Source organism: Nocardioides sp. F233, from assembly GCF_057813895.1.
In genome coordinates this window covers 708137-726248 of the sequence record NZ_JBVASH010000003.1, presented here as the reverse complement: position 1 = coordinate 726248, position 18112 = coordinate 708137, and the positions used below count along the sequence as shown (strand labels likewise).

Annotated in this window: 19 protein-coding genes; all 19 read right to left on the bottom strand. The window is 69.1% G+C overall.

The annotated features are described in order from the left end of the window. Position 1: 1 nt before the first annotated feature. Positions 2-1123, bottom strand: coding sequence for a C40 family peptidase (locus ACZYRU_RS14860; RefSeq protein ID WP_488957866.1), 1122 nt, complete (start codon positions 1121-1123; stop codon positions 2-4). Between the two features lie 4 nt (positions 1124-1127). Beyond that, positions 1128-1622 (bottom strand): cell wall protein, encoded by a 495-nt coding sequence (locus tag ACZYRU_RS14855; protein ID WP_488957865.1) that lies wholly within the window; start codon positions 1620-1622, stop codon positions 1128-1130. A gap of 216 nt (positions 1623-1838) precedes the next feature. Further along, positions 1839-2816 (bottom strand): ParB N-terminal domain-containing protein, encoded by a 978-nt coding sequence (locus ACZYRU_RS14850; protein WP_488957864.1) that lies wholly within the window; start codon positions 2814-2816, stop codon positions 1839-1841. Beyond that, positions 2809-3657: a serine/arginine repetitive matrix protein 2 gene (locus ACZYRU_RS14845; protein ID WP_488957863.1), complete on the bottom strand. Its 849-nt coding sequence runs from the start codon at positions 3655-3657 to the stop codon at positions 2809-2811. The genes ACZYRU_RS14850 and ACZYRU_RS14845 overlap by 8 nt, the downstream gene beginning before the upstream one ends. A 337-nt stretch (positions 3658-3994) precedes the next feature. Next, the gene (locus tag ACZYRU_RS14840; RefSeq protein ID WP_488957862.1) at positions 3995-4903 is read right to left on the bottom strand and encodes a bifunctional DNA primase/polymerase; all 909 of its coding nucleotides are present in this window, start codon (positions 4901-4903) and stop codon (positions 3995-3997) included. A gap of 691 nt (positions 4904-5594) precedes the next feature. Further along, the gene (locus ACZYRU_RS14835; protein WP_488957861.1) at positions 5595-6233 is read right to left on the bottom strand and encodes a hypothetical protein; all 639 of its coding nucleotides are present in this window, start codon (positions 6231-6233) and stop codon (positions 5595-5597) included. Between the two features lie 82 nt (positions 6234-6315). Next, a complete protein-coding gene (locus ACZYRU_RS14830) occupies positions 6316-7176 on the bottom strand; it encodes an abortive infection family protein (RefSeq protein WP_488957860.1) in 861 nt (286 codons plus the stop codon). A 53-nt stretch (positions 7177-7229) separates the two neighbouring features. Beyond that, positions 7230-10238 (bottom strand): AfsR/SARP family transcriptional regulator, encoded by a 3009-nt coding sequence (locus ACZYRU_RS14825; RefSeq protein WP_488957859.1) that lies wholly within the window; start codon positions 10236-10238, stop codon positions 7230-7232. Further along, a complete protein-coding gene (locus ACZYRU_RS14820; protein ID WP_488957858.1) occupies positions 10235-10654 on the bottom strand; it encodes a TadE/TadG family type IV pilus assembly protein in 420 nt (139 codons plus the stop codon). The genes ACZYRU_RS14825 and ACZYRU_RS14820 overlap by 4 nt, the downstream gene beginning before the upstream one ends. Beyond that, positions 10651-11073 carry a TadE/TadG family type IV pilus assembly protein gene (locus ACZYRU_RS14815; protein WP_488957857.1) on the bottom strand — a complete coding sequence of 141 codons (423 nt, stop codon included), beginning with the start codon at positions 11071-11073 and terminating at the stop codon, positions 10651-10653. Before ACZYRU_RS14815 ends, ACZYRU_RS14820 begins: the two co-directional genes overlap by 4 nt. Beyond that, the gene (locus ACZYRU_RS14810) at positions 11070-11486 is read right to left on the bottom strand and encodes a TadE/TadG family type IV pilus assembly protein (protein WP_488957856.1); all 417 of its coding nucleotides are present in this window, start codon (positions 11484-11486) and stop codon (positions 11070-11072) included. The genes ACZYRU_RS14815 and ACZYRU_RS14810 overlap by 4 nt, the downstream gene beginning before the upstream one ends. Beyond that, entirely contained in the window at positions 11455-11649 is a 195-nt protein-coding gene (locus ACZYRU_RS14805; protein ID WP_030485704.1) for a hypothetical protein, read from the bottom strand. The genes ACZYRU_RS14810 and ACZYRU_RS14805 overlap by 32 nt, the downstream gene beginning before the upstream one ends. Before the next feature lie 33 nt (positions 11650-11682). Then, positions 11683-12582 (bottom strand): type II secretion system F family protein, encoded by a 900-nt coding sequence (locus tag ACZYRU_RS14800; protein WP_488957855.1) that lies wholly within the window; start codon positions 12580-12582, stop codon positions 11683-11685. Further along, positions 12579-13436 carry a type II secretion system F family protein gene (locus tag ACZYRU_RS14795; RefSeq protein WP_488957854.1) on the bottom strand — a complete coding sequence of 286 codons (858 nt, stop codon included), beginning with the start codon at positions 13434-13436 and terminating at the stop codon, positions 12579-12581. Before ACZYRU_RS14795 ends, ACZYRU_RS14800 begins: the two co-directional genes overlap by 4 nt. Beyond that, positions 13433-14908 (bottom strand): TadA family conjugal transfer-associated ATPase, encoded by a 1476-nt coding sequence (locus tag ACZYRU_RS14790; RefSeq protein ID WP_488957853.1) that lies wholly within the window; start codon positions 14906-14908, stop codon positions 13433-13435. The genes ACZYRU_RS14795 and ACZYRU_RS14790 overlap by 4 nt, the downstream gene beginning before the upstream one ends. Beyond that, the gene (locus ACZYRU_RS14785; protein ID WP_488957852.1) at positions 14905-15669 is read right to left on the bottom strand and encodes a CpaE/TadZ family protein; all 765 of its coding nucleotides are present in this window, start codon (positions 15667-15669) and stop codon (positions 14905-14907) included. The genes ACZYRU_RS14790 and ACZYRU_RS14785 overlap by 4 nt, the downstream gene beginning before the upstream one ends. Then, positions 15669-16346 (bottom strand): SAF domain-containing protein, encoded by a 678-nt coding sequence (locus ACZYRU_RS14780; protein WP_488957851.1) that lies wholly within the window; start codon positions 16344-16346, stop codon positions 15669-15671. Before ACZYRU_RS14780 ends, ACZYRU_RS14785 begins: the two co-directional genes overlap by 1 nt. A 26-nt stretch (positions 16347-16372) precedes the next feature. After that, entirely contained in the window at positions 16373-17335 is a 963-nt protein-coding gene (locus ACZYRU_RS14775) for a hypothetical protein (RefSeq protein ID WP_488957850.1), read from the bottom strand. Beyond that, positions 17320-17748 (bottom strand): hypothetical protein, encoded by a 429-nt coding sequence (locus ACZYRU_RS14770; RefSeq protein WP_488957849.1) that lies wholly within the window; start codon positions 17746-17748, stop codon positions 17320-17322. The genes ACZYRU_RS14775 and ACZYRU_RS14770 overlap by 16 nt, the downstream gene beginning before the upstream one ends. Positions 17749-18112 lie beyond the last annotated feature (364 nt).

Genomic DNA, 18112 nt, shown 5'->3' with positions numbered 1-18112 from the left:
GCTACCTCCCGAGGCGCCGAACCGTCATGACTTCGCCGGAGAACTCCCCGATCGTCCCGTAGCGGACGACGTCACCGGTCCGTGGCGCGTGGAGGATCCGGTCTCCGCCAACGTAGATCGCGACGTGGTGCGGGCCGTCGGCACCGGGGTAGCTGAAGAAGATGAGGTCACCCGGCCGCTTGTCGGACCAGGCGATGCCCTGGCCGGCGTGGATCTGGTCGCCGGAGTAGTGGGGGAGACGGATGCGTCCGCCGGACGCTTGATACGCGGCGTACAGGACGAGACCGGAGCAGTCGAAGCCTCCGCCTGTTGGGCCCTCGAAGTTGCCGCCGCCCCAGACGTAGGGCTTGCCGAGCTGGGACGCGGCGGCCTTGATGAAGTCTCCCGCGAATCCGGGCGGAAGGTTCATCGGCACCTCGCCCGCAGGTTGGGCACAGGCGAGCTCGCTCGTGAGCGATACCCCGCTCAGCGTCGCCAGGACTTGCTCCGCGATGGGCTGGTTGACGGCGTACCGGTCGGGATAGGCCGAGACCTGCACGGCCTGGGCCGCAGCGCCGGGGTCCATCGATGCCCATCCGTCGATGTCGAGCAGGCCCCGTGGCGAGCCGTGGTTCGGGCCGCTGGGTCCGCCGTAGAAGGCGCGGGATGACCAGACGGGGTCCATCAGGTTCTCGACGCTGCCCCATCCAGCGGCGGGGCGTTGCTGGAAGAGGCCTACCGAGTCGTGGTCGCTGCCGTCGCCGTCGTTCGGGATGTTGCCGGAGTGGGGGTAGGCGCCGGTGTTCGAGAGGACGCGCAGGGACGACTCGGTCAGCGCGGTCATGATCGCGATCATCTGGCCGCGGGCCGGGATGTTCTCGCTTTGGCCGGTGGCGATGATCGCCGCGGCCCGGGTGAGCTGCTGTTGGTTGAGGGTGACGGTCTCACCGTTGGTGTTGGTCGCGCTGAGGCTGTCAGGCACTGGGCCGCTGACGCCGAGGCTCTCGGTTGCCTGACCGTCCCACATGCAGCTGCCCGATCCCGCTGCGGCGGGGCTGATCAGCGTCGCGACGCCGAGGACGGCTGCGCCGGGTGCGAGGAGTACGGCGGTCGCAGCGCCGACGGCCAACACCTTGATGCCCATGTCGTCACTTGAGCGGGTTGTCGAGCTGCGAGAGTCGCAGGACATGGCAGCGGTCGAACGAGGGTTCGCACGCGACGAAGACGGTGAATGCGACCGCGTGTGACGACTCGGCGTTCTCGCCGTTCCACACGCCGCTCCGGTGCCGCGTGCCGGTGACGGTGACGGCCGTCGTGCCGGGTCGGAGGTGGCCGTGGGCTTGCTGGACCGCGGCGGTCCAGGATTCGGGGACGTAGGCGTCGTCGATTTCGATCGTCTGCCGTACCTCCATCGCCCCGAGGTCGAGCCATTGGTCGACGGTCGGCAGGTAGGTCGCGACGTCGGCGATCAGGCCGGGAGTCTCCTCCCCGGAGGGGTCTGCATCGGCCAGGACGGCGGCGGTGTAGTCGGTCGGCAGGAAGCCGAGGCTGGTGTCCCAGTCGAACAGCGAGGACGCCACGGCACGTGCGTACGCGATCGGATCGGTCGTGTGGGGTAGCGCGCGATCGTCGAGCGTGACCACCGGGGTCGTCTTCTCCGGGCTCGCCCGGAACTCTCCGGACGGTCGAGGCGCCGGGGTCGGCTCGGCGGCCTGGGGTCCACGCACGAGTCCGTAGATGCCGACTGCAAGGGTCGCGAGGGTCAGGACGCAGCCGAGGATGACGGCGATCTGGCGCCAGGTGAGGTTGCGCATCGAGGCTCCGAGGTCGAGGTGGCGGACACTCGGGAGGTACGCCGATCAGGCCGACGCGGGCGCCGTACGTGCCTCACGGAGCTGGTCACGCAGCTCGACGGTCTCGGCGACGACGCGCTCGAAGCGCGCCCAGTCGTCGTCCTTGAGAGCAGCCGCAAGCTCCGCGACGTCGTACAGCGCGGTCCACCCCTCGAGCTCGGACCACATCAGCACGAACGACCGCGGACTGTGGTGCTTCGGTGCGCGCTTGGCCTTGCTCCGCAGAGCGCGGAGGCGCTGGGCGTTCTCTTCCTCCTGGACGCGCTTGAGCGCCTCGGCGGCGAGCCGGGCGACCTCGTCCTGCTCCTCCTGGGACGGGGAAGGCGGCTGGCTCGCCAGTTCGACGGCGGCCTTCACACGCTTGTACGCCGGAGCGACCGGTGCGCCACCCTCGATCTCGCTCAGCATGTTGGACGCGAATTCGCGGATGGACTCGCTGTGGGATTCGTCTTCCGCTACGGCCTCAATCCAGTTGATCTGCTCAAGCCGTTGGAACGATTGCTTGCCGGTGATCATCATTGACGCCCGCGAGCGGGAGTCGCCGCTCGGCCCCGAGGAGTCCTCGGGGCCGGAGGCTCCGCCATCGCGCCCGGCCCCGCCGAACTGCGTGGCGGCCATGCGGCGTTGGGCATCCTCCTGCTCGAGCGTCTTGATCTCGGCGTACAGCCGCGCGGTCTCCACCGGCGAAAGAGGCTTGCGCTGCTCGTTCTCGTCCTGCTGGGCGAGCAGGTGCGAGAGCTGGTCGGAGATGCCTGACCGGACCCACACGTTCAAGGTGCGCCGCCCGAGCCGGCGCAGCGCTTCGAGCCGGCGCCAGCCGCAGATCAGGACGCCATCGGGGGTGATGGTGACTGGCTGGAGCAGGCCGACCTCCTCGATCGACTTCATCAGCGCGTTGAGGTCGCCCGGGTCCTTGCGGTGGCGTACGCCGACGGTGATCGAATCGATCTGTCGCTCGAGCTCGATGTGTCCCTTGTCAGACATCGATCCTCCTGGCGACCTTCGGGGCGGAGTCGCGGATCTCCACGACGAGCCCGTCGTCGGCGAGCAGGTCGACGACCTTCCAGTCGCAGACCAGCATGGCGAGTACGCCGACGCCGGCCCGAGTCGCCGCGGCGGCCTTGTCCGGGTTGCCGAGCACGATCCGCAGCACGGTGGCCCAGGAGTCGCGGTCCAGGTCGAGGGCCACGCGGCCGGCCAGGTCACGCCGAAGGTAGGCGTGGGCGACGTGGCGGTCGCCGGCCTCCATCAGCCGTGTGGCGATGTAGTCGAGCGTGCAGGTCGCGCTGCTGCTCGGCCAGCCGAGGGCGACGAACATGCTGATCACGAGGTTGAGCGCCTGGAACGCTGTCGTCGGCGCTGCCTCCCCGGGCTTCAACCGCGGCGCCGACGGCGTCGGGTCCACCGGCGACGGCCCCCTGCTCCCAGCCAGAAGTTCCAGGAACCCCGTCTCGTCCTCGCCGAAGCGGCGCGCGTCGTGGTGACGCATGACCTCCCGTCTGCGCGCCTGGGCCGTCGAGCAGAGCAGCCCGGCCGCGCGCTCCTCAGCGATCAAGCTGACCTGGACGGCACGAGTGATGACGGCCCACGGGTCGTCCGCGCACCTCACGGCACGCATGCGCATGGCCTCGAAGGCGGCGTACGCCGAGTCCTCTGGCTCGCAATTGTGAGTGCGCGCGAGGGCTCGGTACTTGCGGATCGTGAACTCCATCAGGCGCTCCGCCTCGGCGTCCTGCCGCCAGGCCAGGTAGCCGACGCTCTCTCGGTCGTGGAGGCGCTGAAGAAGTGCGCGGAGTCCTTCAGCGGTGGCGAACGACGCGTTCACAGTCCCAGTCCTTCCTGGCTCACGGTGGGCGTCGCCGATCGGTCTGGTCCTGGGTGGCGGAGCGTGCGAGTGGTCGTGGCCGGGGTACGGCGCGCTCGTCGAACGAGCTCCGTCTGGAGATCGATCCCTCGGCCGACCATCGGGCTGAGGTAGGAGCCCAGCTCGGTGGGGCGCACCCACGCCATCCGCTTCTGCGTCTGCTCGCGTGCCGGCTGTTCGGGCCCGAGTGACGGATCACGGTGCCGTGCGAGCTCGCTGGCGGTGGGTTCGACAGCCTCGGCAGGCCTGGGGTGCTCCGGCGGCCGATAGCTGTGGCGGCGGTACTCGGCGTGCGTGTTCACAGGTGGATCCCTTCACTCGCTGGGGTAGGGCCCGGGCGGCTCCCCGGGCCGAGCCGGGAGGCAATGCGGAAGGCGGAGTCGACGGTGGTCTCGATCTCGCGATCCGGGAGCCCGGCGTACTGTGCTGCCGGCCCGAGCCAGCCCATGACTTCCGCGTGGCTCAGCCCGTTCTCGACCATCCGGCACGACGCCCAGAAGAGGGTGCGGTTGCGGCCGCCCTCCGGCGTGAGCGCGACGGTTCGCGCCAGGGCCTCGGGGCGGCATCCCTTGGTCGGCATGCCGGGCGGCGGGGGAGTCCGCGCCGGTCGCGGTGGCTCCAGGAACCGGCGGAGCGCCAGCGCATCGACGGGCTTCACCCGGTGCGTGGCGACGGCGATGACGTCGTACGAGCGCTGGGCGCCCTCGACTGTGACACGCGACGGGGGAGCGATGACGTAGCCGCCGTCGCCGCGGAAGTCAATGTGCGCTGCGGGGACCTGCCAGCTGCGCTGCTCCTGGCCGCGGACGTTCGGGTAGTAGGCGTGGAGCCCGCCCGAGGGCGTTCGCACCAGCCACGCCCAGTCGTTTGCGAACCCCTGGCTGAGCGCTCGTTCGAAGGCGTCGAACCCGCTCGCGCCGGGATGGACGTCGACATCGACGACGAGGACGCCGGTCGTTGCGCCTGTGGGTAGGCCGATGTTCGCGTCGGGGGTGCGTTGCCACCAGGCGTGGACGACGCGGCCGACGGAGGTCGCGTCGTGGAAGCCATTGGGCGTGAGCGGCTGCTTGCCGCCTGGGACGCACGGGAAGACCGGGATGCCGAGGTTGGCATAGCGCAGCGCCGCGGCCGCGAGCGTCGGCTCGTCAGCGACTCGCTGCATCGTCGACACCGACCACGTCGGGACCGGGTTGTTGGGGTCGAACATGCCCCCGACGATGCGACGCCAGGTATCCACGAATTCGGGATACCTGCTCAGATTCGAGAGGGGGATACCTGCCTTTGCGCAGGTCAGGAGGTATCCCTAAGTCGTTGCGATCAACCCGTTGACACGGTCCTCACGGTCACCCCATCGCCGTGTTGGAACTCCATTCGTGGCCCAATCCGTTGGCATCTTCGTAGTCCCAAAGTGCCCACTCAAACCCGGCGGCGTACGCGCTGTCGGCTCCGGGGTGCTCTGCCAGCCAGTGTCGGCCGGCGTCGGCCGAGCCGGTCGTGAGTGCGATTGTCCGGCCGGAGTTGTAGCCCGCCATGTACTGCTGTTCCCCAGTCGTCGCCACACCGCTGAGTCGAACATATGTGCGAACGTGGGTCAAGATGGAGCCGTGTCCGCGAATCCGCCGAAAACGATGCCTGGCCGCAGCCCAGGCGTTGGCGGCACTGCTGGTTCGATTCGATCGTCGGAACTACCCGCCGCCCCGCCCCTGGGTTGATCCTCGACTGGCGCTGCGAGCGTGGCCAATGGTTCGCCTGGGTGATCTGGATCGACAACGGGAGTCTGCGGGAGGGCGTGCGGCAGGCGTGGCTGCCGCGATCCGCGTTGCGGCCCGCACGGAGCGACATCAACATCTGGAACGACGGGCCGTGGCGCTAAACGGGACACGTGGCCTGCGCCCCAGTCATTCGATCTCAACGACGTACGCGTCGTGATCCGACAGCTCCACCCCGTCGACGATCGCGCTCACACGCTCGACCGATGCGACAGCCCAGAAGGCGGGAACGGCGACGTGGTTGATGCTGTGGGCGGCGGCCACGCGGTGGGGCGAGGCCTCTGTCGGAGCGCTGAGGCCCAGACGGTCGAGTGCCCCGAGGATCGACATCCGGCCGTCCCTGCTTCCCGCGTACAGGCGACCGGTCAGCTCGTGATTCCAGTCGCCACCCCAGACGATGGGCGCGGCCGTCTCGATGGCCGCGACGGCGGCAGTCGTTCGCGAGCCTTGGTCCTCGCCGGTCCACGGCGGAGCGCCACCGCTGTTTCGCCAGGGCAGGATCGATGAGGCAATCCGAAGGCCGTCGACCTCCGCGAGAGCCGTGGCGCCGTGCGGATCAGGCAGTGGCCGAAGCCGCGCGTTCGCAGCGACGGCAGCCCAGCGACGCCCTGGCTGCATTTCGGCTTCGGTGAAGTGAATACTGAGCCCAGAGACGTTGACCGACTCGACAACCTCCGCCAGCAGGAGCAGGTCCGCTTGCAACGACCTGACCAGCCAGTGGTGCCGTGGCGTCCACTTGCCTTCGAGGTTCCACGTCGCGATCCGCACGTGCGAAGTCTCGCGTAGCAGGGCACATCGGACGGCCGGATCAGTCCGTTCGGTCGCCGAACAACGGTGGCTGGCGCCTCAACTAATCGGTCGCGATCGAATCGTCGATCGAGCGCCAGGGTGCGGTTGGATCGGCGAGTGTCTCGAGCATGAGTTGGCACCAGACCTGAGCCGCCCCGACCACGAGCCGGGCATGCCGGGGTCGGACCCATGTCGGCACGCTCTCGGCTCCGTGATCGACGCCGACTTGATTGCGAATCTCAGTGACGCCCTGGGCGAGGGTCACGAGCGATTGAAGAACCTGGCGAAGTGATGAGTTTTCGTCGCTGACAGCCTTCGCCGCGAGCCCGAGCGACTCCTGGGCTGCCGTCACGAGGGCAGGTACCTTCGCGGCCTTCGAGTACGTCTTCCCGCGCTTGGTGAGAACCAACTTGGCCGTCGACTCGATGAGCGCCTTGGCGGTGCTCACGGCAAGCCGTGGATCGCTGTCGACAGCATCACCGAGCCGGGCGAGGTGGTCGTGGATCACTCCAGCGTCCGTGAGCGCTGCGAGCGCTTCGGCGGTGAAGGCAACTGTCGGCCCATTCGGGTCGGTGACGGCGAATGTGGTCTCGTCCACTTCGAAGCCTTCCGCACGGAGCGTGCGCACCCATCTGTCGAGGTACGCGGGCTCGAAGTCGGGGTCGCTCCGTCTCGTGGCGATGCGTTGCAACGTATCGCTGTAGACGCCGGTCAACCTCGCCGTGTGCGACGGGTTCCCGAGGTCGAGCGATGCGAGGTAGCGGCGTGTGCGCTCTCGACGCTCGCTCGAGTCGTTGTCGAGTGGCTGTGGTGGGCCAAGGGGAATGCCGTTGTCCTCGAAGAGTGCGTCAATGTCGCGGAGGATCGTATTAGTCAGTTCCTCCGGCAAGAGCCGGAGCACCTTCTTGCTGAACGTGGCCACGTGAGCACGCTAGTTGGCGACTGCGACAGGGACTCCCGTGCCATGAGTCGTTCCTAGCCAGTACGACGGCTGGCAGACGACTGCTTCTGCCTCATGATCCCGGACGTGCGGGGCGGAATCTCGATCGGCCCGTAGTCGTCGTCACTTCGGTTGGAGACGCCGCCCCGCAGCCGTGCTTCGGCTCCCTCAAGGTCCCCCAGGGCGCGGTCGACTGCAACGCGGTCCAGCGTGGCGACCTCGTCGTAGGGCGATGCTGCGAGTGTGACGCTGGACGCGAAGTCGGCCAGGTCGAGATCGCCGACCGTCAGCGCGTGGGTGATCACGATGTGCCCGACGTCGACGATCGCGGCGGTCATGATGTGGTCGAGTCGGTCGCCCTCGAGAAGCCATCCCCACCCGTCCTTGCGCAGGTCGGTGAACGGCTCGCCGCTGACGAGGTGCAGTGCCGCGACGAGGTCTGCGATCCCCTCGGCGCCGCGGCTCTGGCCGCGGGCACGGAGGCGCCTGAACAGGTCGAGATCGCAGAGAACCCCGTCGAGGGCATAGGTCGCCGGCACGCCGTCCTGGTGGGTCTGCTGCGCGCGGGGGAGGAACGGCTTGCCCGCCCGGCTCTGTCCGAGCCACTTCCGGATGATGCTCAGGTCGGACCGCGCCTTCTGAGGACGGATGCAGAGGTCCTCTGCGAGCTTCTCCGCGGTGACGCCGTTCGGGTGGAGCGCGAGGTAGGCGAGGAACTCGACGTAGTAGGGCCGTCGGTGGGCCGTGGCCGTCGCGTCACCCAGGGTCCTGACCGTGACCGGTCCCAGCAGGGTGACCTTCGGCGCGACGGGAACCGGGGAATCCCATCGGGCGAGGTCCTCGTCCAGGTCCGGATCGGAGGCATGAATGGCCGCTGCGGCTTCCGGAGACGCGTTGGGGGCGAGAGTCTCGACGTCATCGACAGTCGTCGCTGCGCGGTCGGCATACACGTGGGTGTCGAGCGGCAGAAGTGACGATGCGCCCGCCTGCTGGCCTTCTGGGCGCGGTTCCGTCAGTTCGTCGACGAGCGCACCTGCGCTATCCGTCACGGTCCGTTCGTCGGCGGCACGGGGGACCGGCACCACGTCGGCCTCCATGGTGAGATCGACCAGCGCGGCACACGCCACCGCCTCCGCGGCAGTCAGCCCCGCGGAAGCGAGATCCAGGTCAAGAGAAGGGATCCGCAGACGGCCCTCGGCGCTCAGGTGGACGTCGACGAACGGCGGGCACGGTTCTCCTCCGACGCTGACCAGAGCCAGGCCAGCGCGTCCCGGGAAGCCAACGAGGGCCCCGGCCAAGTGCGTCAGGTCCGGACCGCTGTCGCCGCCTGCGATGACCGCGGCGTGGAACTCATCCGGCTCTCCGATCGGGCTAGCGGTCGCGAGGTCGTCGGCCAGAGCGCGAAGGAACGCGTCATCTCCGGGTTCGTGGACGCGGACGAAGTCGCGATTGATCGAGGCCAGCTCGCCGCCGATTCCCAGCGCCTCGATGTGCACGGGAGAGGCCCAAGGATTGACGACCAACTCCGCCATGAGATGGCGAGCCAGCGCCGCGCTGCGATCGCTGTCCCCGGTCACTGCCAGCGCACGAAGCTCCTCGAGATTGAGCAGAACCAGCGCTCCGTCGTCTGCCTGACCGACGCTGACCAGCATCGGGTACGGCGACAGCGCGTCCGGGGGCGGGGTCGGGACCGCCTCGACAGGGATGTGCCACGCAGCGCCTTCTCCGGTCCATGGCTTAGGAAGCTCAGCCAGCTCCGCGAGCGTCAGCACGATCCGGCTGGAAGAGAGCCGGACGGACAGCAGGCGAGGTGCAGGGGCCAGGACCCGGAGGGCCGCATCGAGCTCCTCGATCGGATGGGCGGTGACGGATCCCGACACCTGCACGGACTTCTCGACCGCGAGCAGCTCGTCCGGCGGTGGGGCGATGATCCTTCCGGGTCGGCGATAGCGGAGCTGGGTTCGCCGGTGTTGTCGCAGCACCAGCCAGAGCGACCCGGCCAGGAGTGCCCCAGCGCCGGCCAGTCCCGGGAGCAGCCAGGCCGGGGTGATCTCGTCCTCGGCAGAGTCGGGGGAAGCCTGCTCAGGTGCGGGTTCGGCTGCTTCGGGAGCGGGCGGAGTAGCTCCGTCGGTAGGTGGAGTCGCGTCCTGCCGAGGCGGCTCCTGAACGTGCTTCGGCTCCTGAGGCTCGACCGGATCCGACTGTCCAGGGATCGTGAGCTTCCAGCCGGGGAGGATGAGATCCGGGTCGGAGAGGTGCGCGCCGTTCGACTGAACAGTCCCGCGCGATGCTCTGAAGATCGACCGGTACGCGTCGGCATCGCCCAGTTGGTCCTCGGCGATCTCGGAGAGGGTGTCACCGGGCTCGACGACGTACGAGCCGTCCGAAGAGTCGTCGGCGACGGGGACCATGAGCACGGTCCCCGGCAGGAGGAAGTCGGGACGCCCGCCCAGGACGGCCTGGTTGAGGGCAACGAGCTCGACGTACCGCGTGCCGTCGCCGAGTCGCTCTTCGGCGATCTTCCAGAGGCTGTCGCCGCGCTTAACCGTGTAGCGCTCGGTCTGCAGCTGCACGGTCTGCACGTGCTCTTCTGCTATCGGCTCTGCGGGCGCGTCCAGGGCAACTGCTAAGTGCGGCTCGTCCGGCAACGGCGCGGCGACTGCAGCTTGCGCCCGAGGCTGGGGCAACACGGCGCTGACCGTTGGGACGGCGACGAACAGCAGCGCCGCGGCCGCGACCAAGCGGTCGGCGGCCAGCTGGGGAACCGCGAGACCTGGGAGGCGCGGCGTACGGATACCGCGAGCCTGGGACACGATCGACGCGAGGAGTTGGCACGTGAAGACGGCCCACGCGATCCAGCAGACCGCGGTGATGACCTGGAGGGCGAGCGTGCCGTCGTCCTGAGCCGTCAGGCTCGACCACGTGAACGCGCTCGGGTCGGGAAGCGCGTCGATGGAGATGAGCACGACGGGCACCCCGACCACGAAGGCGACGAGCGTGAGGGTGGCCAGGAGGCCGCGCAGCCGTGAGTCGGTGTTGTTCATTGCTCGCTACCTCCGAGGGTGCGGACGAGTCGCGCGGTCGCGGTGCCGGTGACGTCGAGGCGGTTGATGCCGATGAGACCGAGGAACTGCGGGTCGTAAGAGCCCGTGACGGTCACGGTGATCGTCGTGCCGTCATTGATGGCGACCGTTCCGGCGACGCCGGCCGCGTCGAGGTAGCGCTGGGCGGCGGCACGCGCCGCGGCGGGGGAGATCGCGAGGTCGTGGCCTTGGATGGCGGAGCTTCCTTCGACCTCCTCGCCACCGGCCCGTGCGGCCTGCGCGGCGACGTCGCGGGCCCGCTCGTGCGCGTGGACCTGGCCTCCGAGGTCGACCGCCAGTCCGACGAGGAAGATCATCACGAAGCTGGACAGGGCCAGCCACACGGTGATGGAGCCGCGCTCGTCCCGGCGGCTCATCGTTCCCGCCAGGTGTCGATCGGGCTGGACATCGTCGCGCGCATGACGCGGGATCCGGGGACTCCCGGAACGGCGAGATCGGACAGGTCGAGTCGGCAAGAAACAGTGACGTTCACCGAGCCAGGAACGCCAGGCTGCTTGCCGAAGTCGCTCGTGTCGACCGCGACATCGATTGCCGAGCACCCGATCTTCTGATTGGTGATGCTCAAAGTCGCTGCCGCGCGTGCATCCGCTCGGGCGACGTCCGCGTTGCGCGCGAGTGAGGCTGTCCGAGCGGCATCAGCGGCGGCGGACTGAAGCGCCTGATGAGTGGTCGCCGTACGGCCCCCGAAGATGACCAGGCCGACGAAGAGCGCGAAGGTGGGCACGCCGATCGCCGCCTCGATCGCAGCTGAACCGCGTTCGTCCCGGCGGATCATGGCGCCGTCACCTGCTCAACCGGCACGCTCGCGCTCTGCGTGATGCGGACCTTCCACCCCGGAATGACGCTCAGCGAGAAGCCGCTGACCGTCACCGTGGCGGTGGTGGCGGTCCGGTCCGCGCGCGTCGAGGTCGCGGTGATGACGTCATCGCCACCGGCTTCCGCGAGGAAGTCGTTGGCGGCGCCGATCCCGTCGGACTCCCGGCCCTGCTCGGCTCCAGCGGCTCTGGCGCCCTGCTGAGCTGCCGCGATGGCGACCGTCTTCGCGTGGTAGTAGAGCGCTGCCTGCATCCCGAGGAACATGACCGCGAACAGTGCGGGCAGCAGCACAACGAGCTCGATCGAGACCGAGCCCCGTTCGCCGCGTCGCCGGCGGCGGCTACTTGATCTTGCCCGCTTCTGAGGTGACATAGTTCGTGACCGCGAGGACCACGATGCCGACGATGCCGATGACGGCGACGGCCCAGAGGACGTGCTCCATCGTCACCGACCCGCGTTCACCGCGGCGGGATGCTCGCAGGTCGTCGTACTTGCTGAGTGCTGCGATCTGCAGCAGGACCAGAACCTTCAACATGGGGCTTCCTCCCTGTGGATGTGTCCTTCCGTGTCACGAGTTCGTGAACATGCGAAGCAACGAGGGCGCGACGAGAAGCGCCATGAAGATCACGCCCAGCAGTGAGCCGGGCATCGACATGCGCTCGCCGACGGCGTTGGCCTGGGCGAGTTCGTCGTTGAGCATCGCCGTGCGCATGGCGGCGGAGCGGGCGCGCAGGGTCGCGTACACGCCGGCTCCTTCCTCGCCCGAGAGGCGCATGATGTCGGCGAAGTCGTCCAACTCGGGCAGCCCGAGCTCCTCTGCCAAGGTGTGCAGCGCGTCCCAGGGCGGCAGTCCCGACCACCGCGACCGGGTGAGCTCCTCGGACAGCCGCTTGAACACCCACGAGTCGCCGACCTCAGCCGCAGCCTCCATCGCCTGCCGGTGGCCTATGCCGTTGTTCCGCTCCAACGCCACGAGGTCGATGTGGGCGCCGAGCGCTCGGGCGAACTCGGTCCGTGCCTTCTTGGCATCGTCGAGGGCGTTGTAGTTCGGGATGAAGAACATGACGGCGGCCAGCGCGAGCGATGCGACCGCCGGGAGCTGGAACGGGATGCTCAGCCCGAACGCGTTGAAGAGCCCGACGAGCACCGGCGGGATGACGAGGCCGAGCCCGGCGAACATCAACTTCTCCCCGTAGAACTGCGCGACCGGGATCCGCAGCAGCGCGAGCTCGCGAGTCGGCGTACGAACCCAGAGCCCGGGCGGCAGGACACGCAGGCCCCACAGGCCGAGCCGCTCCTCACTCGACCGCGCGGAATCGGACGCGGTTGAACGCGGACGCGACGAGGACACCCGCTCGAGCGCATCCGCGAGGTCGGGCTCCGCGGGCAGAAGTCGGGCGACGAGAAGCACGATGCCAAGGCCGACGAGACCTCCGGCAAGGATCGCCAACTGCAGCCCGGTGATCATCGCGACGCCTCCGCGACCGCGCGGGTCGCCAGGAACCGGGGGAGAGGCTTGCCTGCGGCCATGCGCCGCATCCAGATCAGGGTGGCGACGTACGCCGAAAGGAGAAGCACGAGAAGCACCTGGCCCACCGGCGTGCGGTACGGCTCGACGTACGTCCCCGACAGTGCGAGTACGACGAGCACGCTGGCGCTGATCAACGTGACCCACCGCGCGGTGGCTCGCGGCTTGGCCCGGTCTGCCTCGACCTGGCGCCGAGCACGCACGTCAGCACCGACCGACTCGGCGAGCCCTTCCAGCACACTCGCCAGCCCGGCTCCGCGTCGACGCGCGCCCAGGATCAGGTTGGCCGCGATCAGGTCGCCGGTCGCGTCGTCGAGTTCGTCGGCGAACGCGCGCAGCGCCTTCTCGGTGTCCCACCGTGCCCGCAACCGGGTCACCAGTCGGTGGACCTCATCCGCGATGGGCGCGGGCGTCGACCGCAGAGTGGCGACCAGTGCTTGCTCCAGGCCGATGCCGACGGTGAGGACTCCGGAGAGCGAACGCGTCCATTCCTCCATCGCCTCGAGACGTGCGATCTGCGTTGCGGCCGGCGGCGCGCTGAGCAGCGTGGGCAGCCCGATGACGGCGACCGGCGCGATGACGAGCGCCAGGATCCAGCCCGTGATGAGCCATCCGACGAGGCCGAGCGCGCCACCGGCAAGAACCAGGACTCGGGTTCGCCGGTTCAGGGCGCGGCGCCGACTGGCTGCCGTGGGCTCCCGCGGCGGCACCGCGGTCGGGCGCAAGGCGACGACCACCCCGAGGAGCCCCAAGGCGACGAGTCCACCCGCGAGTGCCGGAAGGATCGCGGTCATGTCCGGGCTCCCAACGGTTGACTCGCGAGATACGCCGGGAGGTCGAAGCCGTGCTGCGCGAGCCGTCGGTACTCGTCAGGGAGGACGTCGGGGACTGCGACGCCTGTGGCATCGGCGCGGAACACGTGCGTGGTCGCGTAGCCGGGCTCCTTCTCGCCCGGGGCCAGCGCGATGACCTCCGCGACCCGCCTCGTCCGCTGAGCCCCGCCCGGCACGACCTTGGTCTCCAGGCTCAACTGGACGATCAAGTCGACGGTCGCCGCGAGCTTGCTGGTCGCGAGACCCTGCGTGACGTGTGGACCCGCCTCCATCGCGCAGGTCACGAGCTTGCGCACGGCGGCCACTGCGTCGGCCGCGTGAGTGGTGGAGATGGACCCCGTGCCGGACTCCATCGCCTTGATCATCGCCCAGATCTCCTTGCCGCGGACCTCGCCGACGATCTGCCGCGAGAGGTTGAAGCGGAAGGAGTCGACGAGTGCCTCGTCGAGCGTGAACTCACCCGACTGGCGCCCGTCGGGCCCACGTTCACCCGATCCGGGCCGGGCCTCCCAGGGAATGACCACCTTGTGCCGGCCGAGTTCGTGGAGGTGCAGCTCGTACTCGGTCTCGAAGGTGCCGATCGCCTCGAGCTCGTCGATCTCGGCGCAGAGGGCACGGACCAGCGTGGTCTTCCCGGCCCCCTGCGCCCCAGCGACCACGATCGAGCACCGAGCCCGCACCGCGGCCCTCAGGAACGAGGCGACGACGGGCGTCATCATGTCGCGCTTGACGAGGTCGTCCAGCGTCACCCGCATCAGCCGGTGCCGACGGATCACGACGGACGGTCGCGTGGTCACCCACGCCACAGCCGCCAGCCGAGAGCCGCCGTCCAGTCTCATGTGGAGGCTCGGTTGCGCCTCGGAGAACGATCGCGCATTGACCTCGCTGCGCGAAGCAAGGAAGACCAGGAAGTCGATCAACTCCTGATCGGAGTCGGCCACCGACGGTCCGGGAACGAGCGTCCCGTCGATCAGCTCGAGCTGCACGTTGTCGTGACCGACGATGACGATGTTCTCGATCCGGTCGTCATCCACCAACGGCTGGAGGCGGCCGAGGCGGAAGAGGGAGTCGAACACGGCCTGGGCGGTCGCCTGCTGCTTCTCGGGACTCCACGAACCGAGGCCGGCGTCGACATCCTCCGCCATCGCAGACTCGATCAGGTCCAGCACGATCGAGCGGCCCAGCTCCTGCTGTGCCTCCTTGTCAAGACGGCCGCGGCCGGACTGCACGGCTTGGCTGAGCTGCTCGGAGGCCTGGGCACGCAGTGTCGAGACGAGCGCCCAGTCGACATCGGAGGTGGCCGGGGGCGGTGACGCAACGGTCGCGTCGAGACTGCTCGGCACCTCGCGGGGGACCCCGTTGGACGTCTGGCTGAAGAGCGGCAGGCGCGTCAAGTCGCCGTACTCGTTCGCGAAGCGGTATGTCTCGGTCATGGCCGCGCCTCCTCGACGAGCGCGAACCGACCCCGGACGATGTGCGCCTGGACGGACTGGACCGCAGCCTGGAGCGCACGGACATACGAGCCCGTCTCGAAGTGCTTCGGAGGCGACGCGCCACGGTGATACACGGCCGCGGCGGCCGGATCGTCCGGCAGGTCCGCGACGACGGGCATGCCGAGAACCTTGGCGACCTCGGAGGCCCGGTAGGGCTGGCCCTCGGCGACGAGAAGCAAGCCGGGGTGACGCCATCCGGTGGCGGGCTGCCGGACCGTCTCCGCCCACGAACGAGCCGCCGAGATCGCCGGCAGAGTGGCTCTGGTGACCAGGAGAGCCGCGTCGGCGGCGTCCAACAACGGGGTCGGCGAGCCCATGAGGCCGAGCCTCCCGGCGTCGACGATGACGTCCTGGCCGTTGTCATCCAGATCGCGGAGTGCGGCCGCCAACGGCTCCCAGACGTCACGCAGCGCCGTCGCTTGCGCGTGCGACCGGATGCCGGCGACCAGCGACACGTTCGGGCTCAACGGTCGTACGACGTCCCGCAGCGCGTCCGCCGCGCCCAGGGGTGAGAGGGCGAGCTCGATCAACCCGGCGTCGTACGGCGTCGTGCCGCGGAGAAATCCGGCGAGGACGCCGGATCCGCCGGTCGGGTCGGCCTCGAGGAGAATGACGGGCCGTGGCCAACTGAACGCCATGCCCACTGCGGTGGTGGTGACGCCGGGCGAACCGGAGGCCGATGTCAGGCACACGATCGCCATCACTGGGCTCCCGAGTCGAGAATCAGCGCGACGTTGCCGGTCGCAGCGCGTGCCGCGAGGACGCTCGCGTCGGCGTACGGCACCAGGACGTTGACGACCGTGTTGCCAGTGGTCTCGTCGATCGCTGTGTCGACGACCTCGGCGGCCGTGAACTGTGGCGCGCCGGTCGGGGCATCGCCGTTGGCAGCAGGGGTGACGATGATGCGGACCTTGTCACCGCCGTGCATGGGGAGCGCTGGGACCTGGGCCGGGGTCAGCGAGATGCCGACGATCGACCGGCCCTCCGGTGGCATCGGCGCATCGGTCGTCGACTCGGTCGTGATCAGCCCGCCGGCAGAGATGTCGAGCGCGGCGCGCTGGCCGACGATCTCGTCGTACGCCGAAGCAGGGAGTGGCTCCAGAGCCGGGTCGCCGCTGATCCGGATGCGCCGGATGTCGTCGGCGGTGATGACCTCGCCTCGATGGATCGTCTTCGTCGCAGCGAGGACCTCCTCGGTGCTGGTCGTCGCGTTCCATGCCCAGGCGCCGAGCAGGCAGCCGAGGGCGGTGACGACGACGGCGGCGACCACCAGTCCGGGCCGCCTGCGGAGCTTGGGCGGGGGAGTGACCGGCGGGCCGGCGTCGGGCGCGGTGCGGTGGGGGCCGGGCTTCCGGTCCTCTCGGGCAGTCGTGGTCACTTCGTCCCTCCCCGCGCAGGTGCTCGTCAGTTCACGAGCACCTGCGCTTCGCCGATCCGGATCTGGGTCGAGCGGTTGAGGCCGTCGAGGCGGATCGTCCCGGTCTGGCCCGCGCCCGACCAGGTGATGACCCAACTCGAGGTCGCGGTGACGGTGTAGGCGTCATCGGTCTGGCCCGCGCTCGACTTCTTGTAGGTGTGGCCGCAGTCGGGGGAGTCCTTCCGCCCGAACTCCGGCTTGTACGGCGTGCCCGCCGTGTCGCAGACGACCTCGGTTCCGTCGCCCATGTCCCAGGTGATGTGCAGGACCTTCGCCGTCGCGGTGATCGTGATGCCGCCCGCTGACGCGCTCTCGGTGATCGGGCCGAAGGTCTGGCTGCTCGGCGCCTTGGCCCACATCCACACGGGCATGCCGACGAGGCCGATGCTGTCGGGACCGGGCTCGGGAGCGATGCCGATGTCGATCGCCCTGAGGTGCATATTCTCGATCGCGATCTGGGCGACCTCTCTCGGTGTCGGTCCGGTGCCGGAGTTCGGCGGCGGATCCTGCGTCCAGATCGTGATGAGCAGCCCGGTCTGCGGCTGGTCGCAGTAGTAGACGGCGCCGTCGCCGGGCTCATGGCCCTGCCACGACGGGTCGCCCGCGGGCGGCTGTGGTTCGACCAGCGAGATGTAGCAGTGGTAGGCGTTCGACCAGTAGGCGCCGTTCTTCGTGCAGGGGACCGGCCCAGGCGGTGGCTTCGAGATGCCCTGGCTGGTGCCGTCCCAGTAGCAGGCTGCGCCGCTGCCGGTGTCCTCTGGTCCGTCCTCGCCCGGCGTCCCAGGTGTGCCGGGATTGCCCGGAACGTGGATCCAGATCAGGCATTCGCCCGTCGCCGGGTCGGTCTGGCCGCAGACCGTGCCGTCGGCGTACGACGTTCCGGACGCAAGGGCAGTGAGGCTGGCGGTCGCGAGGGCAGTCAGCAGGAGGCGAATCAGGAGGCCGCGCATGGCGTCTGCTTGAGGTCCTGGCCCGTCGCCACGCGCCAGCCGCCGGTGGGGTCGGCGGCGTACTCGTAGTTCGCGACGGTGTAACGCGTCCACCCGGTGTCCGGGCGGTTGGGGGAGACGATCGACTTGCCGCTCTTGTCGAGCACGTCGACCTTGGTGACGTCCCAGCAGACGTCGATGACGACCGTGGGCACCTTGCCGGCGTCCGGGTCGGAGTTGTCGAGGGTGACCGACTGGACCTTCAGCTCGCTGATGGCCGTGGTGCCTGTCTGACGCTGGCCCTGATCGCGCTGCCGCTGTACGAGGGTCTGCACCGCGTTGAGCTGTGTGCCGATCGCGACGGTCTCGAGTTCCTTGAGATCGCTGGAGGGGTCGGCCCGCAGCCCGTCGAGGACGGAGTAGTAGTCGGTCATCGCAGCCGTCGCATTCGCGGTCGCGGCGTCGTTCGGAGACGTCGGCGAAGGGCTGGTCGTCGGCTCCGCCGACTCCGTCGGGGACGACGTGGCTGGCGTCGTCGGCTGAGGATCCGCGTCGTTGTCGGCACACGCCGACACCGCGGCCAACAGAAGTGTGCCGGTCGCCAGGAAGGTCAACCCGAGTCGATTCTTCATGGGATTTCTTGCTTCCTCTCGCCCTACGGCGATGAGGCGCGACGACGTCCCACGGGCGGTGCGTGCATCGTCTGAGCCTCATCTTAAGCCTGATTTGCGGATCCGGACCCGACGACTTTGCTCGGGTCGCTTCACGGTCAGGTGCTCGTCTCTACCCAAGCCCGTC

What these genes read in the sequence shown, in the direction of transcription:
- ACZYRU_RS14825 (WP_488957859.1), bottom strand. Translation starts at nt 10,238, where the DNA reads ATGAACAACACCGACTCACGGCTGCGCGGCCTCCTGGCCACCCTCACG.
- ACZYRU_RS14860 (WP_488957866.1), bottom strand. Translation starts at nt 1,123, where the DNA reads ATGGGCATCAAGGTGTTGGCCGTCGGCGCTGCGACCGCCGTACTCCTC.
- ACZYRU_RS14785 (WP_488957852.1), bottom strand. Translation starts at nt 15,669, where the DNA reads ATGGCGATCGTGTGCCTGACATCGGCCTCCGGTTCGCCCGGCGTCACC.
- ACZYRU_RS14820 (WP_488957858.1), bottom strand. Translation starts at nt 10,654, where the DNA reads ATGAGCCGCCGGGACGAGCGCGGCTCCATCACCGTGTGGCTGGCCCTG.
- ACZYRU_RS14815 (WP_488957857.1), bottom strand. Translation starts at nt 11,073, where the DNA reads ATGATCCGCCGGGACGAACGCGGTTCAGCTGCGATCGAGGCGGCGATC.
- ACZYRU_RS14810 (WP_488957856.1), bottom strand. Translation starts at nt 11,486, where the DNA reads ATGTCACCTCAGAAGCGGGCAAGATCAAGTAGCCGCCGCCGGCGACGC.
- ACZYRU_RS14770 (WP_488957849.1), bottom strand. Translation starts at nt 17,748, where the DNA reads ATGACCGACTACTACTCCGTCCTCGACGGGCTGCGGGCCGACCCCTCC.
- ACZYRU_RS14775 (WP_488957850.1), bottom strand. Translation starts at nt 17,335, where the DNA reads ATGCGCGGCCTCCTGATTCGCCTCCTGCTGACTGCCCTCGCGACCGCC.
- ACZYRU_RS14850 (WP_488957864.1), bottom strand. Translation starts at nt 2,816, where the DNA reads ATGTCTGACAAGGGACACATCGAGCTCGAGCGACAGATCGATTCGATC.
- ACZYRU_RS14805 (WP_030485704.1), bottom strand. Translation starts at nt 11,649, where the DNA reads ATGTTGAAGGTTCTGGTCCTGCTGCAGATCGCAGCACTCAGCAAGTAC.
- ACZYRU_RS14790 (WP_488957853.1), bottom strand. Translation starts at nt 14,908, where the DNA reads ATGACCGAGACATACCGCTTCGCGAACGAGTACGGCGACTTGACGCGC.
- ACZYRU_RS14800 (WP_488957855.1), bottom strand. Translation starts at nt 12,582, where the DNA reads ATGATCACCGGGCTGCAGTTGGCGATCCTTGCCGGAGGTCTCGTCGGC.
- ACZYRU_RS14840 (WP_488957862.1), bottom strand. Translation starts at nt 4,903, where the DNA reads ATGTTCGACCCCAACAACCCGGTCCCGACGTGGTCGGTGTCGACGATG.
- ACZYRU_RS14795 (WP_488957854.1), bottom strand. Translation starts at nt 13,436, where the DNA reads ATGACCGCGATCCTTCCGGCACTCGCGGGTGGACTCGTCGCCTTGGGG.